We start from the raw sequence: 21,055 nt of genomic DNA on the forward strand, positions 1-21,055 counted from the left end.
CGAATCCGGATTCAGGAGAGGAATTAATTCAGGAAAACGGCTTTCTGCAGATGCAGTCTGGGATAGGTGCGGAGGAAATATTGCTGCCGGGCAAAGGCATAGCGCCGGCTCCCGGATAAACGCAGCCCCAGCGCACTGAGCAGCAGGCTGATACTGGTAATCAGGTAGGCAAAGAAGAAGCTGGCGTTATGGTCCGGCAGCGTATCGGTGAGCAGCTTACTGCGCCATTCACAGCTTTTTGACTGTTCACAATGCGCGGCATCCGCATTATCGCTCTGGGCGTGATGCTGATGCTCTGTGGCTTGAGTGGCGTTCTGTCCGGCCATTGCCGAGACCAGATTGGTACAGATACCCAGCGTGCAATAGGCGATAAAAAACAGCAGCATAAGGGCTGTGATCGCTTTTTGCAGTTTTGATATCGGGCTCAGCATAATTATCTGAATAGCTCTGTTCTGGACGGCATTATGATAGGTAAAGATGCCGGGAATAGCTATAGAGTCAGGCGGCGGGGAAAAGTTCAGTGCCTGTCATCAGACAGGAAGGAAGGCCGGCGCTCAGCCGCCGGCCCGAAAGCGATCAGAATTCGTATTCGTCGTAGATCTCGCGACGCAGCCGACGTCGTTCCAGACGCTCTTCGATATCACGCATACGGCTTTTGCCGCGCTTCGCGGTCGTGGCTGAGCCGCTCTGACGGCTGTCATCCTGATCGTCGTCATCGTTCTGCTTTTTACGTGGCGAATCGCCACGCACATCCTCATCGTCCCAGTCGTCCAGGTCTTCAGGGATTGTATCCAGTCGAATGTTAGTCATTTACCTTATTTCTCACTTAATGTCATAAACCGGGTGCGTTGACCGCACCCCGGTACATTCCTAGGCAACGGCGCGCTGTCCGTTCGCCAGAGAACCCGCCATCGCCACCGGTACGGTCGGACGAATGGAGGAAACCAGATAACCGAGAATGTCTGATACCGGCTCAGGCTGGCGCAGGGTCTCGGGCACATAACTCGGTTTGTGAATAATTTCCCGGGCGACCAGTTCATCCAGTAAGCCCAGATAGCTGAAACTGGTTTTACCAATATAGAGGTTGCTGATATCGCCCTCCTGATACAGCCTCAGCGCTTCGCTCAGGCCGCGCAGGTAAAGATAATCTTTGGTAAAGCCCCCGGCCCTGTGTACCCGGGCGGTCAGCTTAAACGCGGCCTCGCGGCCCATCTTCATCTCTTCATGCAGATAGAAAAAGGTATGCCGGAAATTGTCGTGAGCCAGCATCTCTTTCACCGCCAGAACCCGCAGCGCCAGCCCCTGTAACCGCTCCAGCGACAGGCTGCCGCTGTGGAATTCATTGAGTATCGCCAGCCCCTCCTGGGTCATGGTGTTTCCGGGCAGCCCGAGAGAGAACACCTTCAACGGCTGTTGCGCGGCATTCAGGGTGGTCGACATATGCACCCCCAGTTCATGGTGCGCCAGTGCCTTTAATTCATTCCGGCTGAAACTGCTGTTGCGGTTGATATAGAGGGTTTTACGGCTATTCGACACCATCGCCGACGCCACGATCTTGCTGCTCACCTCGATACGGCAATCCATCTGCCAGCGGCGGGCATGGCTGTGGAAATAGTCAATCGCCTCATCCAGTCCGACCGTTTCGTTACTGGTATCGCTGTAGGCCGCAGCGTGCAGCAGAAAACGCGCATTCGCTTCATCAACCAGACTCGGCTCGCCGTAGTATTTCAGCGAGTTATAAACAAACTGCGACGAACCGGCGCTGATCAGCAGATCGATCTTGCCAGACAGGGAATCCACCACCTGGCCGTACATTAGCTGGATACCGGGATCGCGAATTTTGTCCACCGGTAAGCGATAAAGCCGTTCTCGAAACAGGTAGGGATCAATCTCCAGCGGCTTGTAGCTGAACTGGGGCGAGTAACTGCCAAGCCTTGCGAAAAACTTGCGTTTCTCCTGCTGCAGGTTCACCGGGTTGATGTAGTACAGGGTTTCCAGCCCCCGTGCTAACCGATACAGCTCGCGATCAACTTTGCTGATCACCGGATCCAGTTGAGAGGACAGCATATCCGGCTGCCGGGTCCGTGAACGTCGGGTGTACTGGCGCGAAAAATAGGCACCGGTATCGGTAAAGCACTCCTTGAGACCCGCTTTCAGATCGTTCAGCAGCAACGGATACACCGTGCCGCTCAGCTCATCCATAAACAGCTTGCGTACTTCACAGGGCAGAACCAGTGTGTTTTCAAACCGGCTGTTGACGTGACCGATCAGGTAACCCCGTCCATGAAAGACCCGATTCAATGCTGCTGTGACCGGCTGACCTTCATGCTGAATCCGGCTGAGCCCTTTGCGGAACCGTTCCACCACACGAGACCAGCGATCCATATCGATCTGTTCGGTGCCGATGTTAAACGCCGGTGCATCACCTTCAATCCGCTGGCCATTATAGGAGTGGATATCAAACACCAGACAGGCGCCAAAGCGCTGTTCCACTTTGCTGATCAGCGCATCCAGAATACGGTAGAACCGACGGTGCCGGGTCAGGCTATCCTGCCGCTGCCGAGACGTCGGCGCTTTCTGCCAGACCTGTTTGCCCCAGGCGCGCTTGTAAATGCAGGTAGCGATCGGCCGGTTCAGATCGTAGAAATAGCGTGAGTCATTACCGATCAGGGTGATCGGCATCGCTTCAATCAGATCGGCGGTGTAAGGGTCCTCTTCATAGAGGCGCTCCTCAGTCGACAGCAGACACTGCTTTTGCAGTGACTCAGGAAAGGCGCTGCCATTATGTACTGCGGTATGAATCGCCGGCGTATAGTCCTGTACCCGCAGCGTGAATGAGCCATCCTCAGCCTCACACTCAAACAGTTCACCGGCGGCAATCGCCTCCAGGATCTTCTCTTCAGACAGCTTCTGCATCTTCAATCGCCTTGCGGAAAGCGTTCTTACGCTCGAGCACGTGCTCCTTAGCCGCAACAATGTTTTCAATAAAATCCACTACCCGGGTCTGGAGTTTGACCCGGTTGAGACGGTTGATACGGGTAATACCGCCCGGCGACAGTACATTCACTTCGATCAGCTTGCCGCTGATCACGTCGAGACCGACAAAGTACAGTCCATCTCGCACCAGTTGCGGCCCGATCGCCCGGCACAGCTCTTTCTCTTCCTTGCTGAGGACGTGCTTCACCTCTTTGCCGCCGGCATGAATATTGGAACGCACGTCATCACCGGAAGGCACCCGCTTCATCGCCCCGATCGGCTCACCATTAAGCATCAGAATACGCACGTCACCTTTATCCGCGCCCTCAACATACTCCTGCAGGATCACGTAGTTACTCTCAGCCCCGGAACCGATATAAAAATCCAGCAGCGAGCGAAAGTTCTGGCGGGCGTTCTTCTCGATCACAATCACACCCTGACCGCCATATCCGTTGAGCGGCTTCATGATCATCTTCTCGGTCGGCGCATCACGCAGTACGTGTTCCAGATACTCGCGGTTTTTCGATACATGGGTCGCCGGCACAAAACGGCTGGCATCACCACTGAATGACGCGGTATAGAGCTTGTTATTGGCAATCCGCAGACCATCGATATCATTCATGATAAAGACGTCATTACGCACCGAATCCAGAAAGTTCAGCGCCACCGTATCCAGTGGCGGGTTCGCGCGCATTACAATCGCGTCAAACCCGGCCAGCGGCAGTTTGCAGCGCTTAAACTCCGCTTTACGGTAAAACGAAGGGATATTGCCGCTGATCTTGCTGCTCTTGCGCAGCACATTACAGAACGCATGGGCGGTGTTATTGCGGACGGTCAGGTTATGGGGAGTGGTTATTGCCACAGTAATTCCGCGGCTGGCCGCTTCATGGATGATCCGCAGGGTGGAATCATTATCGGGATCGATACGTTCCCACGGGTACATAAGAAAACAAATTTTCACGAAGTAATCTGCGCCGAAAGCTAAATACGATAAAGATTATTAATCAAAAAGAGATGCACAACACATGACAGAGGAATCATCAGCACCGTCCGGACGGTCAGCGCTATTACAGGGTCAGTCAGAAGCATATTCTACGCCCCTTATTACCCGGAATTCCCAATATTCACATTTGGGCGGATTATTAAGGGGCTAAAAGCAAGAGTAAAACGAGGCTTTTTGATCATATCGATCAAAAATTTTTATTGTCCTTGAGCCATAACCGCTTTTCCGCTTAAAACCAGCGCTTTACACCTAAAGGTCAGTATCTGCCGCACGGAGGATGGTGTAGAAAAACATCTGCAATCTGTCCGCGAGCGACCGATGAGTCTGACGCTGCGGGAATTGAAGTATAAAAAGAGGGACAGGAAGTCCTCCGAAAGAGCCATGATCACTATAACTGTCATGCTCATGGTCTAAACTTACAAGTCGTAGATAGCCCGATGGCCAAGATCTGCGTACGATCTAAAACACAGGACTGTATTAGATGGTTAGGGACACAAGGCCGGAAACGGCATTGCAACGCTACAGGATTCTGGCGGTAGATGACGACCCCACCCAACTGGAACTGGTTTCTGAATCGCTGAGCCCGGAATACGATGTTATTCTCGCCACCTCCGCAGGTCGGGCGCTGGATCTTCTGCATGCAGGAGAAACCCCGAACCTGATCCTGCTTGATGTGATGATGCCTGACGTCAGCGGCTTTGATTTCTGCCAGCAAGTACGCAATATCACCCGCCTGAATAACGTACCGATCATCTTTCTGACCGCGCTCGCCGATGAACAGTCAGAACTTTGGGGCTTCAATATTGGTGCATCCGATTATCTGCACAAACCGGTGAGCCCGAAACTGCTGAAGGCCCGGGTCAAAGCCCAGATCTCCGTCCGCTCCATGCTGGAAACCCTGATCAATCTGAATCAGGAGCTTTCGCTTCACCTGCAGGACACCCTGACAGCCAGCATTATGGCCGATACCGCCATCGAATCCGGCGAAATACTGCCGGAGATCTACCGTGATATCTTTCTTAAAACCAACGAAGGCATCATGGTAGCCGATGCCGACGCCAATACCATGACGGTTAACCCCGCCTTCAGTCGCATTACCGGCTTTAGCCTGAACGACGTGAAGGGGAAACCCTCCATTATGAAATCCGGGCTGCATGAACGCGCCTTCTACGAGAAGATGTGGAGCGACCTGAATCACAATGACACCTGGTGCGGTGAAATCTATAATCAGCGTAAATCCGGAGAGCGTTATCCGGAGCTGCGTTCCATCACAGTCCTGCGCAACAGCGCAGGCGCAGTGTGTCACTATATTTCGGTGTTCAGTGACATATCCGATCTGAAGAAAAATCAGGAACAACTGGAATACCTGATGTGGCATGAGCCCATGACCGGGCTGCCCAACCGCCTGCTGATCAAGGAAAAGATCGACACCCTGCTGCACAGTTGCCGGGCGATGAACACCAGCACCGCCCTGATTCAGCTCGATATCAACTACTACAAACGCCTGATCGAAGCCAAAAACCTCTCCGATGAGGGCTTTCTCAGCGAACTGATTGGCCGCATCCAGAGTATCGCTCAGGAGGATGATCAGCTAACGCTGGCCAGCCTTGGCCGCGATGAGCTCCTGCTTCTGCTGAACAAACCGAAAGCCAGCGCCGACACCGCGTCTGCTAACGCCTACAACCTGATCGACCGGCTTGAAGAGATTCTTGCCACTCCCTTTATTATCAACGACATCGGTCAGTTACAGATCTCTGCGACCTACGGCATTGTGATTCTGCCGGACAATATCCAGTCGGGTGAAGAAGCGCTGCGTTGCGTAGATGTTGCACATAACTTTGCCAAAGAGTCCGGACAGAAACGCCACTTTTACAAACAGGCCCTGATCGACGGAATCCAGAACAAGCTGAAACTGGAAGCCGCGCTGGCCCGGGCCATCGAGCTAAATGAGCTGCGCTTTTATGTTCAACCCCAGTATTCGGTTTCCGGAGAGCTCTCCGGGCTGGAATCACTGGTACGCTGGCAACACCCGGTGGAAGGCATGATCCCCCCGGACCGGTTTATTCCGGTTGCAGAGGAGCGCCACCTGATCGCCGCCATTGATCGCTGGATGCTGACTCAGGCCTGCCAGTTGCTGACCCAACTGCAACCGCTCGCGCCGGAATGCCGCGTTTCGGTGAATATCAGCGCACTGCACTTTGCCGAAGAGGACTTTGTATTGCAGATCCGGGATATCCTTCTCAACCACACAATCAACGCCGACCGGCTGGTGCTGGAGATTACCGAAAGCCTGATTATTAAAGATATCCCCGATGTTATCAGTAAGATGAAGAGCCTGACCCGCCTCGGGATACAGTTCTCCATTGACGATTTTGGCACCGGTTACTCCTCCCTTGCCTACCTCAAGCGCCTCCCCTTTCAGGAGGTCAAAATCGATAAGCAGTTTATTCTGCATGCACCCCATGAAAAGAACGATGCCGAGATTATCGCCCTGATTTATCAACTCGCCGACTCGCTGGGCGTGCGGGTGATTGCCGAAGGGGTAGAAAGCCTGCAGCACGCCACTATGCTGAGTGAAAGATATCCGAGCATGGAACATCAGGGCTACTATTACAGCCAGCCCCTGCCGGTCGACAGATGGCTGGAGCAACTGATCAGCACGAGACAACAAACCGGATGAGACCCGCTTTAAAGCCACTGCCCCTGTCACGACTAAGGACACCTGAATGATAAACAACGCGTCAAAGCCATATGTTGCACGCGACTACCGAATTCCGGAACTGCTGGCACTGTTCGTCGCCCTCATCTCCGCCGCAGTCTTTATCTGGCTGGACAGGCATCAGACCGAAGCCGCTCTTGGCAATTTCAGTTATGAAGAACACAAGATCATGGAGCAGCAGATCGGACGGCTGGGGCAGCACTTCGAACATGTCAGTAATGCGCTGGACGCTCTGGCAGAGCAGCTCCGCACCGATCCCGGAACCGAGGTACTGGAAGCCAACTGGGTTACCCTGATGCGCGCCAACCCTGAGTTTTATCAGTTGCGCTGGATCAACCCGGAGGGTCAGGAGTTACTCAAGGGCGTTAACCAGCAAAACAAAATCCGGCTGGAACCGGCTGATCAACTTCAGGATAAAAGCCAGCGCGACTATTTCAGGGCGATGCAGGCGCTGCAACCGGGAGCCACCTATATCTCGCCGATGGAGCTGAATAAAGAGTTTGGCAAGATCGAAACGCCCCATCGTCCGGTGGTACGTATCGCCAAGCGCATCAGCCCCCGGCATGGCTACCTGATTATTAATCTGGATCTGGAGAGCCTGATTCTGCAGATCAGCAATCAGTACCGCGACCGGGCAGACAGTTGGCTGATCAACGGTGACGGCGACTGGCTGGTCGCGCCCGAATCACAACTGGAGTGGGGCTTCATGCTGGGGCAGCGCCACACCATCAGTGAGTACTTCCCGCCCCGGATCAGCAGTGCAATTCTGCAACAGGAACCCTACTCCGTGCGGCTGCCAGATGGGCGCCTGCTGCTTTCTCTGCCCCTGAGCCTGAGCCCGGAACAAGCGATCAGCGGCGGACTGATCTACCTGCGCCGCTTTAACGCCGAGTACGTTGAGCGAATACTCAGCAGTGGACGGATCGCACCGCTGTACTCGCTGCTGTTTCTTGCGGCGCTGATCCCGCTGATCTTTCTCATTATCTATCGTCAGGGGCTCTCCTATCAGCAACTGTCGAGCAGACACCATCAGCAGGCCCGGGAACTGGGTCGCCTCGAAAACCTGGCCAATTTCCTGCCCCAACTGACCTGGACCTGCACCCCGGAAGGCGAATGCGATTTCATCAGTGAGTCCTGGGCGAATTACACCGGGGCCCATAAAGATTACCTGCTGGGCAGCGGCTGGCTTGACTATATACACCCGGATGACCGCAAACACCTGATTGACAGCTGGTCGCACAGCATCGCGACCGGCGAGGATTTTTACTGCCGCTTCCGAATTCGCAATGCAGAACAGGAGTACCGAACCTTTGCCAACCGGGCCACCGCCCTGCGCGATGAGCAGGGGCAGATCCAGAAATGGTTCGGTTCCAATACGGATATTCAGGACCGGATCAGCTACGAGCAGGAGCTGGAACAGCATAAACAGGCACTGGAACAGGATCTGGCCCAGACCAACAGTGAATTGCAAAACACCCTGCACCGGCTGCAACTGGCCTCGGAATCGACCGGGCTGGGGATATGGGAATACGATCTGGAACAGGGCAGCCTGATCTGGGACCCACGCATGTTTGAGCTGTATGGCGTTGATCCGGCTAAGGCCAGCAATGACTACCACCAATGGGCTGATGCGCTGCATCCGGAGGATCAGGCCCGGGCAATCGAAGATCTGAACGAAGCCCTGAGTCACTCACGACCGTTCAACTCAGAGTTCAGAATCGTCCACCCGACGCTGGGCGTACGCTGGATCAAGGCGAACGCGCTGCTGGAGATCGAAGACAACAAAATTATTAAAATGGTCGGTGCCAACCGGGATATCACCGCCGAAAAGAACCTGACTCAAAAACTGGAAAAGCTCAATCTGGAACTGGAACAGGAAGCCGAGAATGCCCGGGCGTCAGCCGAATCCAAGGCGCGCTTCCTCGCCAATATGAGCCATGAGATACGCACGCCGATGAACGGCGTTATGGGTATGCTGGCGCTGCTCAAGGATTCCCGGCTCAACAGCCAGCAGAAGGTATACGCCGACAAGGCCTTCTTTGCTGCGGAACGCCTGCTCGGTATTCTCAACGACATCCTTGACCTGTCGCGGATGGACTCTGGCAAGCTCAGTCTGAACATCGGCCCCTGCTCTGTGGATAAACTGATTCAGGACTCCGTCGAGCTGTTCACCATCACCGCCGAGCAGAAGAACATTAAATTGCTGGTCGATATCGACCCGGATACACCGCTGCAATTAATGGCCGATACCCTGCGTCTGAGCCAGATTCTCTCTAATCTGGTAGGTAATGCGGTCAAATTCACCCCGGCCGGCGGGCATGTCTGGGTCTCCTTCCGGGCCAGCCGGCTGGACTCCGAGCATTGCAGCCTGATTGCCGAAGTCCGGGATGACGGTATCGGCCTCTCTGAAGAGATGCAGGCGAAGCTGTTTCAGGAGTTTTCACAGGCCGATGAAACCATGACCCGGGGCCACGGCGGCACGGGGCTGGGTCTGGCCATCTGTAAACGCCTCAGCGACCTGATGCACGGCAGCCTGATCGCTGAGAGCACACCCGGTGAAGGTACGCTGTTCCGCCTGACAGTACCGCTGCGCCTGGCCGAACAGAACAGCGCTCTGCGCCACGGCAACCTCTCAGATATTCATCTGGTATTGCTCTCTGAAGTGCCCAGCACCCGGGCGATGCTGCAGGCCCATGTGCCGCACTGGCGTGTCCGGCTGAGCACGGTGGACAATATCCGCTCCGCGCTGGAGGTGATTCGTGAAAGCCAGCAGGAGCAGCAGCGCGTAATCCTTCTGGTCGAGGAAAAAGCCGAAGAGGTGACCACCCTGCTGGCTCAGCAACCTGATAACACAGCCATTCTGAAGCAAGCCCAGCGTTGTATCTTTATCTCTCCGAGCATCGACTCCTCCATCAAAACCCGGCTCAGCGAAGAAGGCTTTGAACTGCAGGAAAACCCGTTGAATCCGTCCAAGGTATATCAGACACTGAAGAGCCTTGCCGAGCAGGATAAACCTGAGGAGCCCGATCAGACACCGCAAAGCCAGATGATCTTCCCGGGCCTGCGGATTCTCTCCGTGGATGATGTCGCCATGAACCGCGATGTGGTTGAAGGCCTGCTGACACCGCTTCAGGTCGAGCTGACACAGGTGGCCTCCGGCACCGATGCGATCGCCCTCTGCCGTGATCAGGAGTTTGATCTGATCCTGATGGATGTACACATGGAGGATATGACCGGTCTGGATGCCACTCGCCTGATCCGCGCCCTGAAGATCAAACAGCCGGTCATCCTCGGACTATCGGCGTCGGTACTGGACGAGGATCGCCGCGCCGCGCTGCAGGCCGGCATGAACGGGTATCTGACCAAACCATTTATCCTCAGGGAGTTTACGGACGAAATCACCCGGCATGGGATTACAGGTGAGGAATACACTCAGCCAGGCGACACCCCGGAAGCGTTCAGCCCGGAACTTCCGGCGTTTATCGATCAGCGCGATGTCGAAGCCAAAATGGCCGGGGATTTTCAGTTGTTAAACCGCTGTATCCACAGTTATCTGAACAGTTTCGACGCTTTTGCCGATGACTATCGCCAGGCGATTGAAGCCGGTGACCTGCAGCAATGTAAGGCACTGATGCACAAGCTCAGGGGAGCCAGCGCCAATCTGTCGGATATTGAACTGTCCCGGCTGGCCGCTGCTCAGGAGACTGCCCACCACAACGGACAACTGGCTGACAGCGAAGCCGCCCTGCACTGCTTTGAAACCCACTACCAGAGCCTCAGGCAATGGAGCCGGCAACAGCCCACCGGGGAAAAAACAGATCAGGAACAACTCTCTGCTGAGGCTTTCGATGAATTGTTTGAACGTATTGTGCAGCTTTTAAGCCACAGCCAGTATGTTAGTCACGAAGATAGGCAGCTATTATTAGATGAGATAAGAAGGCGGGGTTTATGCTCTGAAACAGAGGAGCTGGAACAGGCCTTCAACACCTTTAACTATGAAGCGGCGGCCACCCTGTTAAATGCTGTCAGGAAATCAGATGGATAATGAGTCAAATGCAATTCTGGTCGTCGAAGATGACCCGGTTTGCCTTAACCTGCTCTGCGAACTGCTTTTCAGCACCGGGTTTGAGCCGGTGGTGGCGACCCATGGTCAATCAGCTATAGAAAGGCTCGACCGTGAGTATGAACTGATCATGCTCGATCTCTCACTGCCCGATATGTCCGGGCTGGAGGTACTGGAACAGATCCGGCAGAACGATCGCTATCAGGACACGCCGGTGATCTGCGTCACCGCATCCGATATGGATGCAGACATCTCCCGCGCCTTCTCTCTGGGGGCGATGGATTATGTGATTAAGCCCTACAACAACCATGTATTGCTCTCCAAAGTCAGCACATTTGTCGACTGGAAGCAGAAAACCCAGCGCCTGAAAGACCTCTCGACCATCGATAAACTCACCGGTGTGGATAACCGCCATCGTTTAGACGAAATTCTCAGCAATGAATGGCGTCGGGCTGCACGCAGCAGCAGCCCGCTCAGTGTGATTATGGTGGATATGGATAACTTTAAGGCGATTAATGATGGCCACGGCCATCAGGCAGGTGACGAATGCCTGCAGGCGGTCGCTAATGTGCTGAAAGCCACTATCCGCCGCGCTGGCGATTACGTGATCCGCTATGGCGGCGACGAGTTCACGCTGGTGCTGGCAAATACCGATAAAAACGCCGCAGTACAACTGGCAGAAAAAATCAGGACTCAGGTCAGCGGCGAAAACCCGGCCTGTCAGCAACTCAACAGTTTTCTGACGCCGCTACAATTGTCCGTGACCCTCGGCGTTGCCACTGAAGAGAAGCCAGCGCCAGAAGCCAGCCCGGACTCACTTATCCACAACGCGGACAGTGTACTGGTTGCCGGCAAAGGCCGCGGCGAGAAAAACGCGGTACACAGCTAATCTGCTGATTACTGCTCATCTTCCGGCCGATCGGCGTCTGCCGGGCGGCCGTAAAGATCATTCAGGCGAACAATATCGTCTTCGCCGAGGTATTCGCCGCTCTGCACTTCAATCATAACCAGATCGATCAGACCGGGATTACTCAGGCGGTGGCGATTACCGGCCGGAATATAGGTCGATTCATTGGTATTGAGGAAGAAACTGCGCTCTCCGTTTTCTACCTTGGCCATTCCACTGACCACCACCCAGTGCTCGCTACGGTGGTGGTGTATCTGTAACGACAGTGACTGCCCCGCCCGTACCAGAATCCGCTTGATCTTAAACCGCTCTCCCGCTTCCAGCACCGTATAGGTACCCCAGGGGCGATGCACCGTCTGATGCAGACGACAGGCATCATGCTGTCGACGGGTCAGCTCAGCCACAACCTTATTTACATCCTGACTGCTGGCGGCATCTGCCACCAGCAATGCATCCGGCGTGTCGACGATAATCAGATCCTGCAGCCCCACCGCGCCGGTCACACGATACGGCGAATCAATAAAGCAGCCGGTTGTGTTGTGGGTAATGACTTCGCCCTGAATCTGATTACCCTGCTCATCCTCAGGGTAATGCTCACGTAAAGACAACCAGGAGCCCACATCGCTCCAGCCCGGATCGCAAGGCACCACCGCTACCTGTTCCGAGCGCTCCATCAGCGCATAATCAATGGAGATATCCGGCGCTTTAGCAAAGCTGACCGGCTCCAGCTCACGCTGACGCAGGCTGGCATTTTCAATACAGTCACTGGCGCTGAAACTCTCTCTGGCAGCCTGCAACACTGCGGGGGCGTGCTCCTGCATCTGTTGCAGTAACAATCTGGCCGGGAAACAGAACATGCCGGAATTCCAGAGAACATTGCCCGCGTCCAGCAACTGCTGCGCCCGCTCTGCATCAGGCTTTTCAATAAACCGCGTAACCGCTGATCCGGCCCCCAGAGTTGCACCGGTTTCGATATAACCAAACCCGGTTTCCGCCCGGCTCGGCTGAATCCCAAACGTCACCAGATATCCCTGTTCGGCCAGAGTACGTGCCTTGCTGACCGCTTCGATAAACGCACCACAATCGCTGATCAGATGATCCGCAGGCAACACCAGAAACAGCGCATCCTCGCTGAAATGCTGCTGCAGATGCAGAGCTGCCACCGTCACCGCCACCGCGGTATTACGCCCTTCAGGTTCCAGCACCAGATCGATTCCCTGCTGACAGTTCAATGCCCGGTATTCATCCAGTGTGCGAAACAACAACTCCCGGTTTGTGACAGTCACGATCCGCTCAACTTCCGGCAGTTGCAGGGCCCGGAGAAACGTCTGCTGCAACAGCGAATGTGCCTCGTTGATACGCATAAAGGGCTTGGGCATATGCTGCCGCGACACCGGCCACAGGCGAGTGCCGGAGCCTCCGGAGATAATGCAGGGAATTAGCGGCGCTGGCCGGCTCATCAATCAGTTTCCTTGGTGGATTATGCGGCTCGAAGGTTCACAACAGCCGGGACTCAAATCTGTGTGGGATTATACATGCAGAGCAGAGGCAGATCCTAAACCCGGCGCCGGTACAATGAACCGGTAAACAGCTCGGGATGATCAGTAAAGAAGGGCGAAAAAAACAGACCAGCCCGATGGCTGGTCTGGTCACAGAAAGCGCGGCAGGCAGAAACCGCGCGGGCGGGTACCTGTCAGGTACGGTTCACCTTAAAGTCGCTCCAGAGGCGGGTCAGGACCCGATCAATTTTCTTCGGCAACACTTTCAGAGAGAACAGGTTCTGTTTCACTTCTTCCGTTGGATAGATGGTTTCATCCTGCTTGATCTCATCATCCACCAGCGGCGTGGAAGCCATATTCGCATTGGCGTATGCCACGTAGTTACTCACATCAGCAATCACATCAGCACGCAGCAGGTAGTCGAGCAACTGGTGAGCCTGTTTCGGGTTCGGTGAATCCGCCGGAATCGCGAGCATATCGAACCAGACCGCAGTCCCCTCTTTCGGGATGGTGTAGGCAATTTTCACTCCGTTACCGTTTTCTTCCGCACGCGTCGCGCTCTGCAGTACGTCACCAGACCAGCCGATGGCTACACAGATATCGCCATTGGCGAGGTCGTTAATGTATTTTGAGGAGTGGAAGTAGGTGATATGCGGACGCATCTGATTGAGCAGTTTAGCGACCTCAGAGTCGCCACGGTAATCCGCCTTGTCGGGGCTGTTCGGGTCTTTACCCAGATAGTTGAGGGCGATGGGCACAATCTCACCCGGTGCATCAAGAATCGCCACCCCGCAGGATGAGAGTTTCTCCAGATACTCCGGCTTAAAGAACAGATCCCAACTGTTCACCGGAGCATCTTCACCCAACGCTTCGCGCACCTGATCGACGTTGTAGCCAATGCCGGTAGTTCCCCAGAGATACGGAATACCGTAACGGTTTTCCGGGTCGACCTCAGAGAGCACCTTCATCAGGCCCGGATCGAGGTTTTTGTAGTGAGGCAGTTGATTACGGTCCAGCTCCTGAAACACCCCCGCCATGATCTGCCGGCCCATAAACTGTGAGCTGGGCACAACCAGGTCGAAACCTGAGCCGCCTGCCATCAGCTTGGCTTCCAGGACTTCATTACTGTCAAACACGTCATAGGTAACGTCGACACCGGATTCCTGCTTAAAGTTATCCAGGGTGTCTGGCGCAATGTAGTCCGACCAGTTAAAAAACTTGACGGAGGTATCTGCCGCCGCTGGCATAGCCAGCATACAGCCCAGTGCCAGGGCAGAGAGTTTCTGGGTAAAGGTAGTATTGCTCTGGAGTTTCATTATCTAGCCTCATTGTTATTGTTGCTAAAACTATCGCCGGCAAAAACTACCCGCGACAACTTATCTCCGGAAACCGGGCCGCATCATACCGTGGTCAGGAACCACTGACTTTCGAGCTCGGTTACGTGTCGTTCAAATTCCGCCAGTTCCGCCTGTTTGCAGGTAATAAACAGATCGACAAACGCTTCAGACAGGTAGCTCTTCAGAACATCGCTGCGTTGTAGCTGGTCCAGCGAGTCCACCAATCGCAGTGGCAGGTTTGCCCCATCCTGATCAAAAGCGTTATCCACAACCCGCGCTTCAGGCTGTAACTGGTGACGGATACCATGGTCGATTGCCGCCAGAATCACCGCCATCACCAGATAGGGGTTGGCGTCGGCGCCGGATACCCGGTGCTCTATGCGTTTGGCCTGCTCATCACCTGCCGGTATACGCACTGAAGCGGTACGGTTATCGATGCCCCAGTTAGCCGCCATAGGCACGTAATACTCAGGGCGCATCCGTCGGTAAGAGTTCACATTCGGGCAGAAAAACGCCATCGACTCAGGCATCAGCTCAACCAGACCGGCAATGGCATGCTCCATCAACTGGCTCATCTCCTTTCCGGCCTCGGCAAACAGGTTGTTGCCCTGCTCATCAACCAGACTGGCGTGAATATGCATGCCATTGCCCGCCTCTCCGGCATAAGGCTTAGCCATAAATGACGCCTCCATGCCGTGTTTTTCTGCCACCGCTTTTATGACCCGCTTCAGCAAAATCGCATTGTCGCAGGCAGCGAGAGGGTCACGCTGGTGCTTCAGGTTGATCTCAAACTGGCCGGGGGCATACTCTGCAACCGCCGTATCTGCCGGTATATTCTGCTGCGCGGTCATCTGCGCAATGTCTTCAAGAAAATCGCTGTACTCATCCAGCACATTGATCGAGTACACCTGCGTATGCTCTTCCCGCTTGCCGGTACGCGGGGAGATCGGCGGCTGGGGACGGCCGTTGGCATCACGCTCCCGATCCACCAGATAGAACTCCAGCTCTACTGCGACAACAGGATAGAGTCCCTGCTGATGCAGACGCTCCACTACAGAAGCCAGTATGTGCCGGGGGTCGGCAAAAAACGGTGTGCCATCTGCCTCATACATATTCATCAATGCCTGAGCGATTGGTCGACGCTGCCAGGGAGCCAGACTCAGACTACCCGGCAACAGTTTGCAGATCCGGTCCGGCTCGCCAATCTGCAAACCCAGTCCGCACTCTTCTACGGTCTTACCAGTAATATCCAGCGAGAAAATGGAAGCGGGCATCGCAGCGCCCGACCGACTGATCTTACTCAGGCTGGCGCGTTCAATGCGCTTACCCCGGGTAATACCATTGAGGTCGCAGATCAGCAGATCAACCGCCTCCACACCCGGATTCTGTTCAAGAAACTGATCAACCTCGCCCTGCTGATGTGAAAAAGCCACTGACATGCTGAACTCCAAAGCCTAATTTTTTATTGTAAATTATTTTATTCACCCGCATTAAACCAAAACAAAAAGCGAGCGATATTTGAATCAATTTAGAACAAATAATTAGCAAATGACGTCTTAATGTCAATTTTAATCTTCAAAAAAAGCCAAAATGCTGGCAAAGTGATCCTTAAAGATGCGCACACTTAAGATTCAGTGTAAAAAATAATGCACACTTATGGAGCGCCTCATCACCAGATGATTGCCACTTACAGAATAAAAAGCAGGTCACCTTATGAGCGCCACGTACTCTGATAACTATTACGCAAACTCCATGAACGCTTCTCCTGAATATCCTCAGCTAAAGGGTAGCCACCGGGTGGATATTGCCATTATTGGCGGGGGATTCACCGGCGTTGCTACCGCCGTCGAACTTGCGGAAAAAGGCTATAAAGTTGCTCTGGTGGAAGAGAATAAGATTGGCTGGGGAGCCACCGGCCGGAACGGCGGTCAGGTGACCGGCTCCCTGTCCGGGGATCAGGCGATTCTCAAACAACTTCGCCCCAAATTAGGGCAACGGGCCGCCGAGGATTTTCTCTGGCATCTGCGCTGGCGCGGCCACGAAATCATTAAAAGCCGGGTAGAGAAATATAACATCCAGTGTGATCTGAAATTTGGCCACCTGCATACCGCCTATAAGCCCTCACATATGAAAGAGCTTGAGGAAAATTATCACGAGGCGATCTCCCGCGGCATGGTCGGGGATGTTGAACTGATTGATGCAGGGCATATCCGCGATTATCTGGAATCAGATCTCTACCATGGAGGTTTGCTGAACCGGAAAAATATGCACCTTCACTCGCTTAACCTCTGTCTGGGAGAAGCGGCGGCCGCCGCGTCACAGGGCGCATTGATCTTCGAAAACTCACGGGTCAGCGAGATTCTTCACGGCACAACACCGACGCTTGTTTCTGACAAAGGGCAGATTACGGCCAACAGCATCATACTGGCAGGTAACGCCTACCACCGACTGGGCGGTAAGAAACTCAAGGGGATGATTATTCCTGCCTGCGGCGGCAATCTGACCACGGCTCCCCTCGGCGAGGAGGTCGCTGACAAAATAAACCCTCATGATCTGGCCGTGTACGACTGCCGGTTTGTGCTGGACTATTATCGTCTGACCGCCGACAAACGCCTCATGTTTGGTGGCGGTGCCAACTATTCAGGCCGCGAATCCCGGGATATTGAAGCTGAGCTGCGCCCGGCAATCGAACGCACATTCCCGCGTCTGAAAGGCGTAGACATTGAGTATACCTGGAGCGGAATGATGGGCATCGCCGTAAATCGCATCCCACAGTTAGGTCGTCTCTCGGATAATGTGTTTTATGCTCAGGCCTATTCCGGGCATGGTATCGGCCTGACCCATATCATCGCCGAGATTATGGCCGATGCGGTTTCCGGGTCTATGCAGAAATATGACCTGTTTGCCGACTTTAAGCATATCCGTCTGCCGTTTGGTGGCTGGGCCAATAATCAGTTGATGGCCGCCGGCATGTGGTATTACGGCTTAATGGAAAAGCTGCGCTGATCGGATTGCTTCCGCAAGCATCAGTGCTACTGATACAATACAGGCTCATCATTATGTAACCATTGAGAAGGAACCGCGTTGTGGAAGTGGGTGACCGTCTGAAAAAAATCCGCGAGATCTACGGCCTCTCACAGCGCGAGCTGGCCAAGCGGGTTGGCCTGACCAACAGCACCATCTCGTCGATTGAACGCAACAGCGTCAGTCCGTCGATCGCATCGCTGAAGAAAATCCTCAGCGGCATTCCGATGACCATTACCGAGTTTTTTACCGTCGATCTGGAAGACAAAAAAAAGGTGGTCTACCGCGCGGATGAATTGATCGATATGGGTTCCGACGGTGTCGAATGGAAACTGGTGGGCCGCCCTGACGGCCCGCGCGCGCTGGCTTTACTGATTGAGACATTTGCCCCGGGAGCCGACACCGGCACCGAACTGATGGAACATGAGGGCGAGGAAGCCGGCACGGTGATTGAGGGTAAAATCGAGATTGTGGTGGGCGGGGAGTCTTATCTGCTGAACGAAGGCGACAGCTATACCTTCCCGACCAATATCCCCCACCGCTTCAGGAACCGGAGCAACAAGCGCTGCCGCATCGTCAGTGCCCATACGCCACCGTCACTCTGAAGCGTCAGCGGCTACTTTTTCAGTTTCAGGATGGGCCTTTTCGGCTTGCTGATAACAGGTGCCGCACCTTTGCTGTTCGCCGCAAAGTCGATCCCCTCCCGGATCATCAACGCGAGCTGCGGGGCCGGCAAGCCCTGCCCGCCCGAGATGGAGAGGTTCATCGGCTGACTGAAATTACCTTCGATGACCTCAATAGCCAACCCCGAACGATGAATCACCTGACGACCCTCTACTGACCACATACCACAGCCCCATCCACACGCTTAATTTTTGCTGCGCAATATACAGGTCAGCCTCCTCAGGAGACAAGGGATTATCGCCAAATCACCCTGAAAGTAGTATGACTATTCGCCACCCGGGTAGCTTTCAGCCCACGCACGGAAGGCTTCTGCAGTTAAAGGTTCGCTGAAAAGGTATCCCTGAACCCGGTCACAGTTCATCTGCTCCAGAATCCTGAGCTGTTCAGGAGTCTCCACGCCTTCGGCTACCACGCGAAGATCAAGTCCTTTACTCATACTGATCGCCGCAGCCACCAACGAGCGATCCTCCGGGTCAGCTTCAATATCACGGACAAAGGTCCGGTCAATTTTCAGCACATCAAACGGATAGTTTTTCAGATTACTGAGGGAGGAGTAGCCGGTACCGAAATCATCCATCGCCAGCGCAATGCCGCGCTGCTTGAACTGCCCCAGAATATCCCGGGCCTCTTTCGGATTGCGGATCAGTAACCCCTCCGTCATCTCAAGTGTCAGGCAATGGGGTGGCAACTCAGATAACTGCAACGCCCGGTTAATAACATCAGGCAATCCCTCCTCCTGAATCTGCCGGGGCGATACATTAATCGCCAGATTCAGATCGGTCAGACCTGACTGCTGCCAGCGTGCAACCTGAGCACAGGCGTGTTCAATCACCCAGTTACCGATAGGGATGATCTGCCCGGTCTGCTCTGCGATACCGATAAACTGGTCTGGCATCACCTGACCCAGAATCTGGCTATTCCAGCGCAGCAGGGTTTCTACCCCCAGCAGGCGGCCACTGCGGGTTTCCACGATCGGTTGATAAAGCAGGTACAACTCGCCCCTTTCAAGAGCGTACTTAAGCTGATGCTCAAGCTCCATGCGTTTACGCAGATTCTCGTGAATCTCCTGATTAAAGAACCGATAGGTATTACGCCCGGCTTCCTTAGCCTGATACATTGCCAGATCGGCATTTCGCAGCAGGATAGGCCCATCCTCACCATCCTCCGGATAAGCCGCCAGCCCGATACTGGGAGTGATCTGCAGGCTGTGCCCGGATAGCTCAAAGGGTTCAGAAAAAGCCTGCTTGATTTTATCCAGCACCGGCTGAGCATCGATCTGACTGCCCACGCCGTGGAGTATAATCAGAAATTCATCGCCTCCCAGACGGGCCACTACATCGGAGTCCCTGACGGATTTTTCAAGCCGCGCAGCGGCCATCACCAGAAGCTGATCACCGATATCATGGCCCAGGGTATCGTTTACGTTTTTGAAACCGTCCAGATCGATAAACATCACCACCAGATGGTCCTGATTGCGGCGCGCGCTGCGCACGCCCTGAGCCAGTCGCTCCATGCCCAGAGCCCGGTTTGGCAGATCCGTCAGCGGATCAAAACGCGCCTGATAGAACAGTTGCTGTGCCTGTTCACGCCGCTCCGAGATATCCTCCATCATCACCAGAAAGTGCGAGACCTCTCCCTGACCGTCACTCACCGGGGAAACATAGGCATGGGCCCAGTAATGCGCTCCGCCTTTACGTAATGAGCAGACCTCACCACGCCACTCACAGGCATCTTGCAACGCCCGGGTAAACCCCTCTAGCGCCTCGCTCTGGGTACTTTCGAGCATAATTAGCTGATCGATGCCACGTCCGTTCAGCTCTGCCGTAAGGAAACCGGTCGCTTCCTCCACGGCTGCGTTGGCGTACTGAATATCTCCGTCTGCTCCCGTGATATAGATCCCCACCGGACTCTGCGATACGGCACGCGAAAACACTTTCAGATCCTGCTCCGCGCGTTTTCGTTCATTCACTTCATCCATCAGATGCTGATTTGAACGATTCAGTTCCGCGGTACGCTCAGCCACACGTTGTTCCAACTGCTCTCGGGCACGATTCAACGCCGCCTGACGCGTGCTGACTTTTTGCTGCATCAGGTTAAAGGAGGCGGCTAACTCTGCCAGCTCCGCGCCCCCCACCAAATCAACCTGCTCGTAGGCCTCACCTTCTGCAATCCGGCTGAAAGCCCGCTGCAGGTATCGGATTCGCTGCCCCAGATAACGGGCAAACATCAACAGCAGCAACGCGCCTAACAAAAGTCCCGCCGCAGAGATCAGCATAAAGTTATGCTGCTGACGCTCCAGCCCCTGCACACTCTTTTCGAAGGCGTCATCAGCCCCTTTACGGATCAGAGACGACAAACGATTCAGGTCTTTGCTCAGGGATTCAAACCGCGGCTGAGACTGATACAGGGAGATAAGCTCAGCCTCACGTTTATCATTTCGACTTTCAGCCCGCGCAATCTGGAGAAGGTTTTCAGCCAGTCGCGACCAGTTTTCACTCACTTTACGTACATAAAGTGCATGCTGTGGCGGCAACCGTTCTGAAAACTGCTGCCATTCCTGAGTAAAACTGACAACCTGCCCCTCAAGCTGAGCAACCGTTGCTGATACGGCAAAGTAATCCGTGAGCTGACGCAGATTGACCTCTGTCATACGCAGACGGTAAAGGCTCGCCTGCAAGTCCCCTACTTCAGCCAGCGGACGCACCGTGGTTTCGCGCATCTCGACCTGCTGCTGCGTGGCTTTCTGAACAATGTCATTACCCAGAAACAGCAGCAGACTGACAAACACCACAATCAGCGCGAAGCCGATCATGAGCTGCCTCTGGATACTTAAACGCGTTCTT

At 54.5% G+C, this 21,055-nt stretch carries 14 protein-coding genes; 5 read left to right on the top strand and 9 right to left on the bottom strand.

Translation table 11 applies throughout. From position 1 onward, the window contains the following. Positions 1-23: 23 nt before the first annotated feature. The 4 genes from QUD59_RS05335 to gshB all read right to left on the bottom strand — a co-directional run bounded on the left by QUD59_RS05335 (position 24) and on the right by gshB (position 3,919). On the bottom strand, positions 24-386 hold the full coding sequence (locus QUD59_RS05335) for a hypothetical protein (protein ID WP_286240063.1): 363 nt from the start codon (positions 384-386) through the stop codon (positions 24-26). 190 nt (positions 387-576) lie between these two features. Further along, positions 577-810 (bottom strand): hypothetical protein, encoded by a 234-nt coding sequence (locus QUD59_RS05340; protein WP_286240064.1) that lies wholly within the window; start codon positions 808-810, stop codon positions 577-579. A 60-nt stretch (positions 811-870) separates the two neighbouring features. Then, a complete protein-coding gene (locus tag QUD59_RS05345; protein ID WP_286240065.1) occupies positions 871-2,916 on the bottom strand; it encodes a flavohemoglobin expression-modulating QEGLA motif protein in 2,046 nt (681 codons plus the stop codon). Further along, positions 2,900-3,919: a glutathione synthase gene (gene gshB, locus QUD59_RS05350; protein ID WP_286240066.1), complete on the bottom strand. Its 1,020-nt coding sequence runs from the start codon at positions 3,917-3,919 to the stop codon at positions 2,900-2,902. The genes QUD59_RS05345 and gshB overlap by 17 nt, the downstream gene beginning before the upstream one ends. A 541-nt stretch (positions 3,920-4,460) precedes the next feature. Between gshB and QUD59_RS05355 the strand changes: the two genes are divergently transcribed. The 3 genes from QUD59_RS05355 to QUD59_RS05365 are packed head-to-tail and all read left to right on the top strand — an operon-like array spanning position 4,461 to position 11,650. Continuing rightward, positions 4,461-6,659 (top strand): two-component system response regulator, encoded by a 2,199-nt coding sequence (locus QUD59_RS05355; protein WP_286240068.1) that lies wholly within the window; start codon positions 4,461-4,463, stop codon positions 6,657-6,659. Between the two features lie 46 nt (positions 6,660-6,705). Continuing rightward, positions 6,706-10,743 (top strand): PAS domain-containing protein, encoded by a 4,038-nt coding sequence (locus QUD59_RS05360; protein WP_286240069.1) that lies wholly within the window; start codon positions 6,706-6,708, stop codon positions 10,741-10,743. After that, positions 10,736-11,650: a diguanylate cyclase gene (locus QUD59_RS05365; protein WP_286240070.1), complete on the top strand. Its 915-nt coding sequence runs from the start codon at positions 10,736-10,738 to the stop codon at positions 11,648-11,650. Before QUD59_RS05360 ends, QUD59_RS05365 begins: the two co-directional genes overlap by 8 nt. Positions 11,651-11,658: 8 nt before the next feature. Here QUD59_RS05365 and QUD59_RS05370 read toward each other — a convergent pair whose 3' ends face one another. From QUD59_RS05370 to QUD59_RS05380, 3 genes are all read right to left on the bottom strand, one after another. Beyond that, entirely contained in the window at positions 11,659-13,128 is a 1,470-nt protein-coding gene (locus QUD59_RS05370; RefSeq protein WP_286240071.1) for a mannose-1-phosphate guanylyltransferase/mannose-6-phosphate isomerase, read from the bottom strand. Positions 13,129-13,361: 233 nt separating this feature from the next. After that, positions 13,362-14,483 (bottom strand): extracellular solute-binding protein, encoded by a 1,122-nt coding sequence (locus tag QUD59_RS05375; protein WP_286240072.1) that lies wholly within the window; start codon positions 14,481-14,483, stop codon positions 13,362-13,364. A gap of 83 nt (positions 14,484-14,566) precedes the next feature. After that, complete coding sequence (locus QUD59_RS05380; RefSeq protein ID WP_286240074.1) at positions 14,567-15,943, bottom strand: glutamine synthetase family protein; 1,377 nt, start codon at positions 15,941-15,943, stop codon at positions 14,567-14,569. A gap of 274 nt (positions 15,944-16,217) precedes the next feature. On the opposite strand from QUD59_RS05380, the gene QUD59_RS05385 reads away from it, so the two are divergent. Further along, on the top strand, positions 16,218-17,510 hold the full coding sequence (locus QUD59_RS05385; protein ID WP_286240075.1) for an NAD(P)/FAD-dependent oxidoreductase: 1,293 nt from the start codon (positions 16,218-16,220) through the stop codon (positions 17,508-17,510). Between the two features lie 80 nt (positions 17,511-17,590). Then, positions 17,591-18,133, top strand: coding sequence for a cupin domain-containing protein (locus QUD59_RS05390; protein ID WP_286240076.1), 543 nt, complete (start codon positions 17,591-17,593; stop codon positions 18,131-18,133). 11 nt (positions 18,134-18,144) lie between these two features. On the opposite strand, the gene QUD59_RS05395 is transcribed toward QUD59_RS05390, so the two are convergent. Continuing rightward, a complete protein-coding gene (locus QUD59_RS05395) occupies positions 18,145-18,375 on the bottom strand; it encodes a hypothetical protein (protein WP_286240078.1) in 231 nt (76 codons plus the stop codon). Between the two features lie 102 nt (positions 18,376-18,477). Further along, positions 18,478-21,024: an EAL domain-containing protein gene (locus QUD59_RS05400; RefSeq protein WP_286240080.1), complete on the bottom strand. Its 2,547-nt coding sequence runs from the start codon at positions 21,022-21,024 to the stop codon at positions 18,478-18,480. Positions 21,025-21,055: the final 31 nt, after the last annotated feature.

It is taken from the genome of Neptuniibacter halophilus (assembly GCF_030295765.1).
GTDB classification, from domain to species: domain Bacteria; phylum Pseudomonadota; class Gammaproteobacteria; order Pseudomonadales; family Balneatricaceae; genus Neptuniibacter; species Neptuniibacter halophilus.

What these genes read in the sequence shown, in the direction of transcription:
- QUD59_RS05340 (WP_286240064.1), bottom strand. Translation starts at nt 810, where the DNA reads ATGACTAACATTCGACTGGATACAATCCCTGAAGACCTGGACGACTGG.
- QUD59_RS05365 (WP_286240070.1), top strand. Translation starts at nt 10,736, where the DNA reads ATGGATAATGAGTCAAATGCAATTCTGGTCGTCGAAGATGACCCGGTT.
- QUD59_RS05360 (WP_286240069.1), top strand. Translation starts at nt 6,706, where the DNA reads ATGATAAACAACGCGTCAAAGCCATATGTTGCACGCGACTACCGAATT.
- QUD59_RS05335 (WP_286240063.1), bottom strand. Translation starts at nt 386, where the DNA reads ATGCTGCTGTTTTTTATCGCCTATTGCACGCTGGGTATCTGTACCAAT.
- QUD59_RS05370 (WP_286240071.1), bottom strand. Translation starts at nt 13,128, where the DNA reads ATGAGCCGGCCAGCGCCGCTAATTCCCTGCATTATCTCCGGAGGCTCC.
- QUD59_RS05395 (WP_286240078.1), bottom strand. Translation starts at nt 18,375, where the DNA reads ATGTGGTCAGTAGAGGGTCGTCAGGTGATTCATCGTTCGGGGTTGGCT.
- QUD59_RS05400 (WP_286240080.1), bottom strand. Translation starts at nt 21,024, where the DNA reads ATGATCGGCTTCGCGCTGATTGTGGTGTTTGTCAGTCTGCTGCTGTTT.
- QUD59_RS05355 (WP_286240068.1), top strand. Translation starts at nt 4,461, where the DNA reads ATGGTTAGGGACACAAGGCCGGAAACGGCATTGCAACGCTACAGGATT.
- QUD59_RS05380 (WP_286240074.1), bottom strand. Translation starts at nt 15,943, where the DNA reads ATGTCAGTGGCTTTTTCACATCAGCAGGGCGAGGTTGATCAGTTTCTT.
- QUD59_RS05345 (WP_286240065.1), bottom strand. Translation starts at nt 2,916, where the DNA reads ATGCAGAAGCTGTCTGAAGAGAAGATCCTGGAGGCGATTGCCGCCGGT.
- QUD59_RS05375 (WP_286240072.1), bottom strand. Translation starts at nt 14,483, where the DNA reads ATGAAACTCCAGAGCAATACTACCTTTACCCAGAAACTCTCTGCCCTG.
- QUD59_RS05385 (WP_286240075.1), top strand. Translation starts at nt 16,218, where the DNA reads ATGAGCGCCACGTACTCTGATAACTATTACGCAAACTCCATGAACGCT.
- gshB (WP_286240066.1), bottom strand. Translation starts at nt 3,919, where the DNA reads ATGTACCCGTGGGAACGTATCGATCCCGATAATGATTCCACCCTGCGG.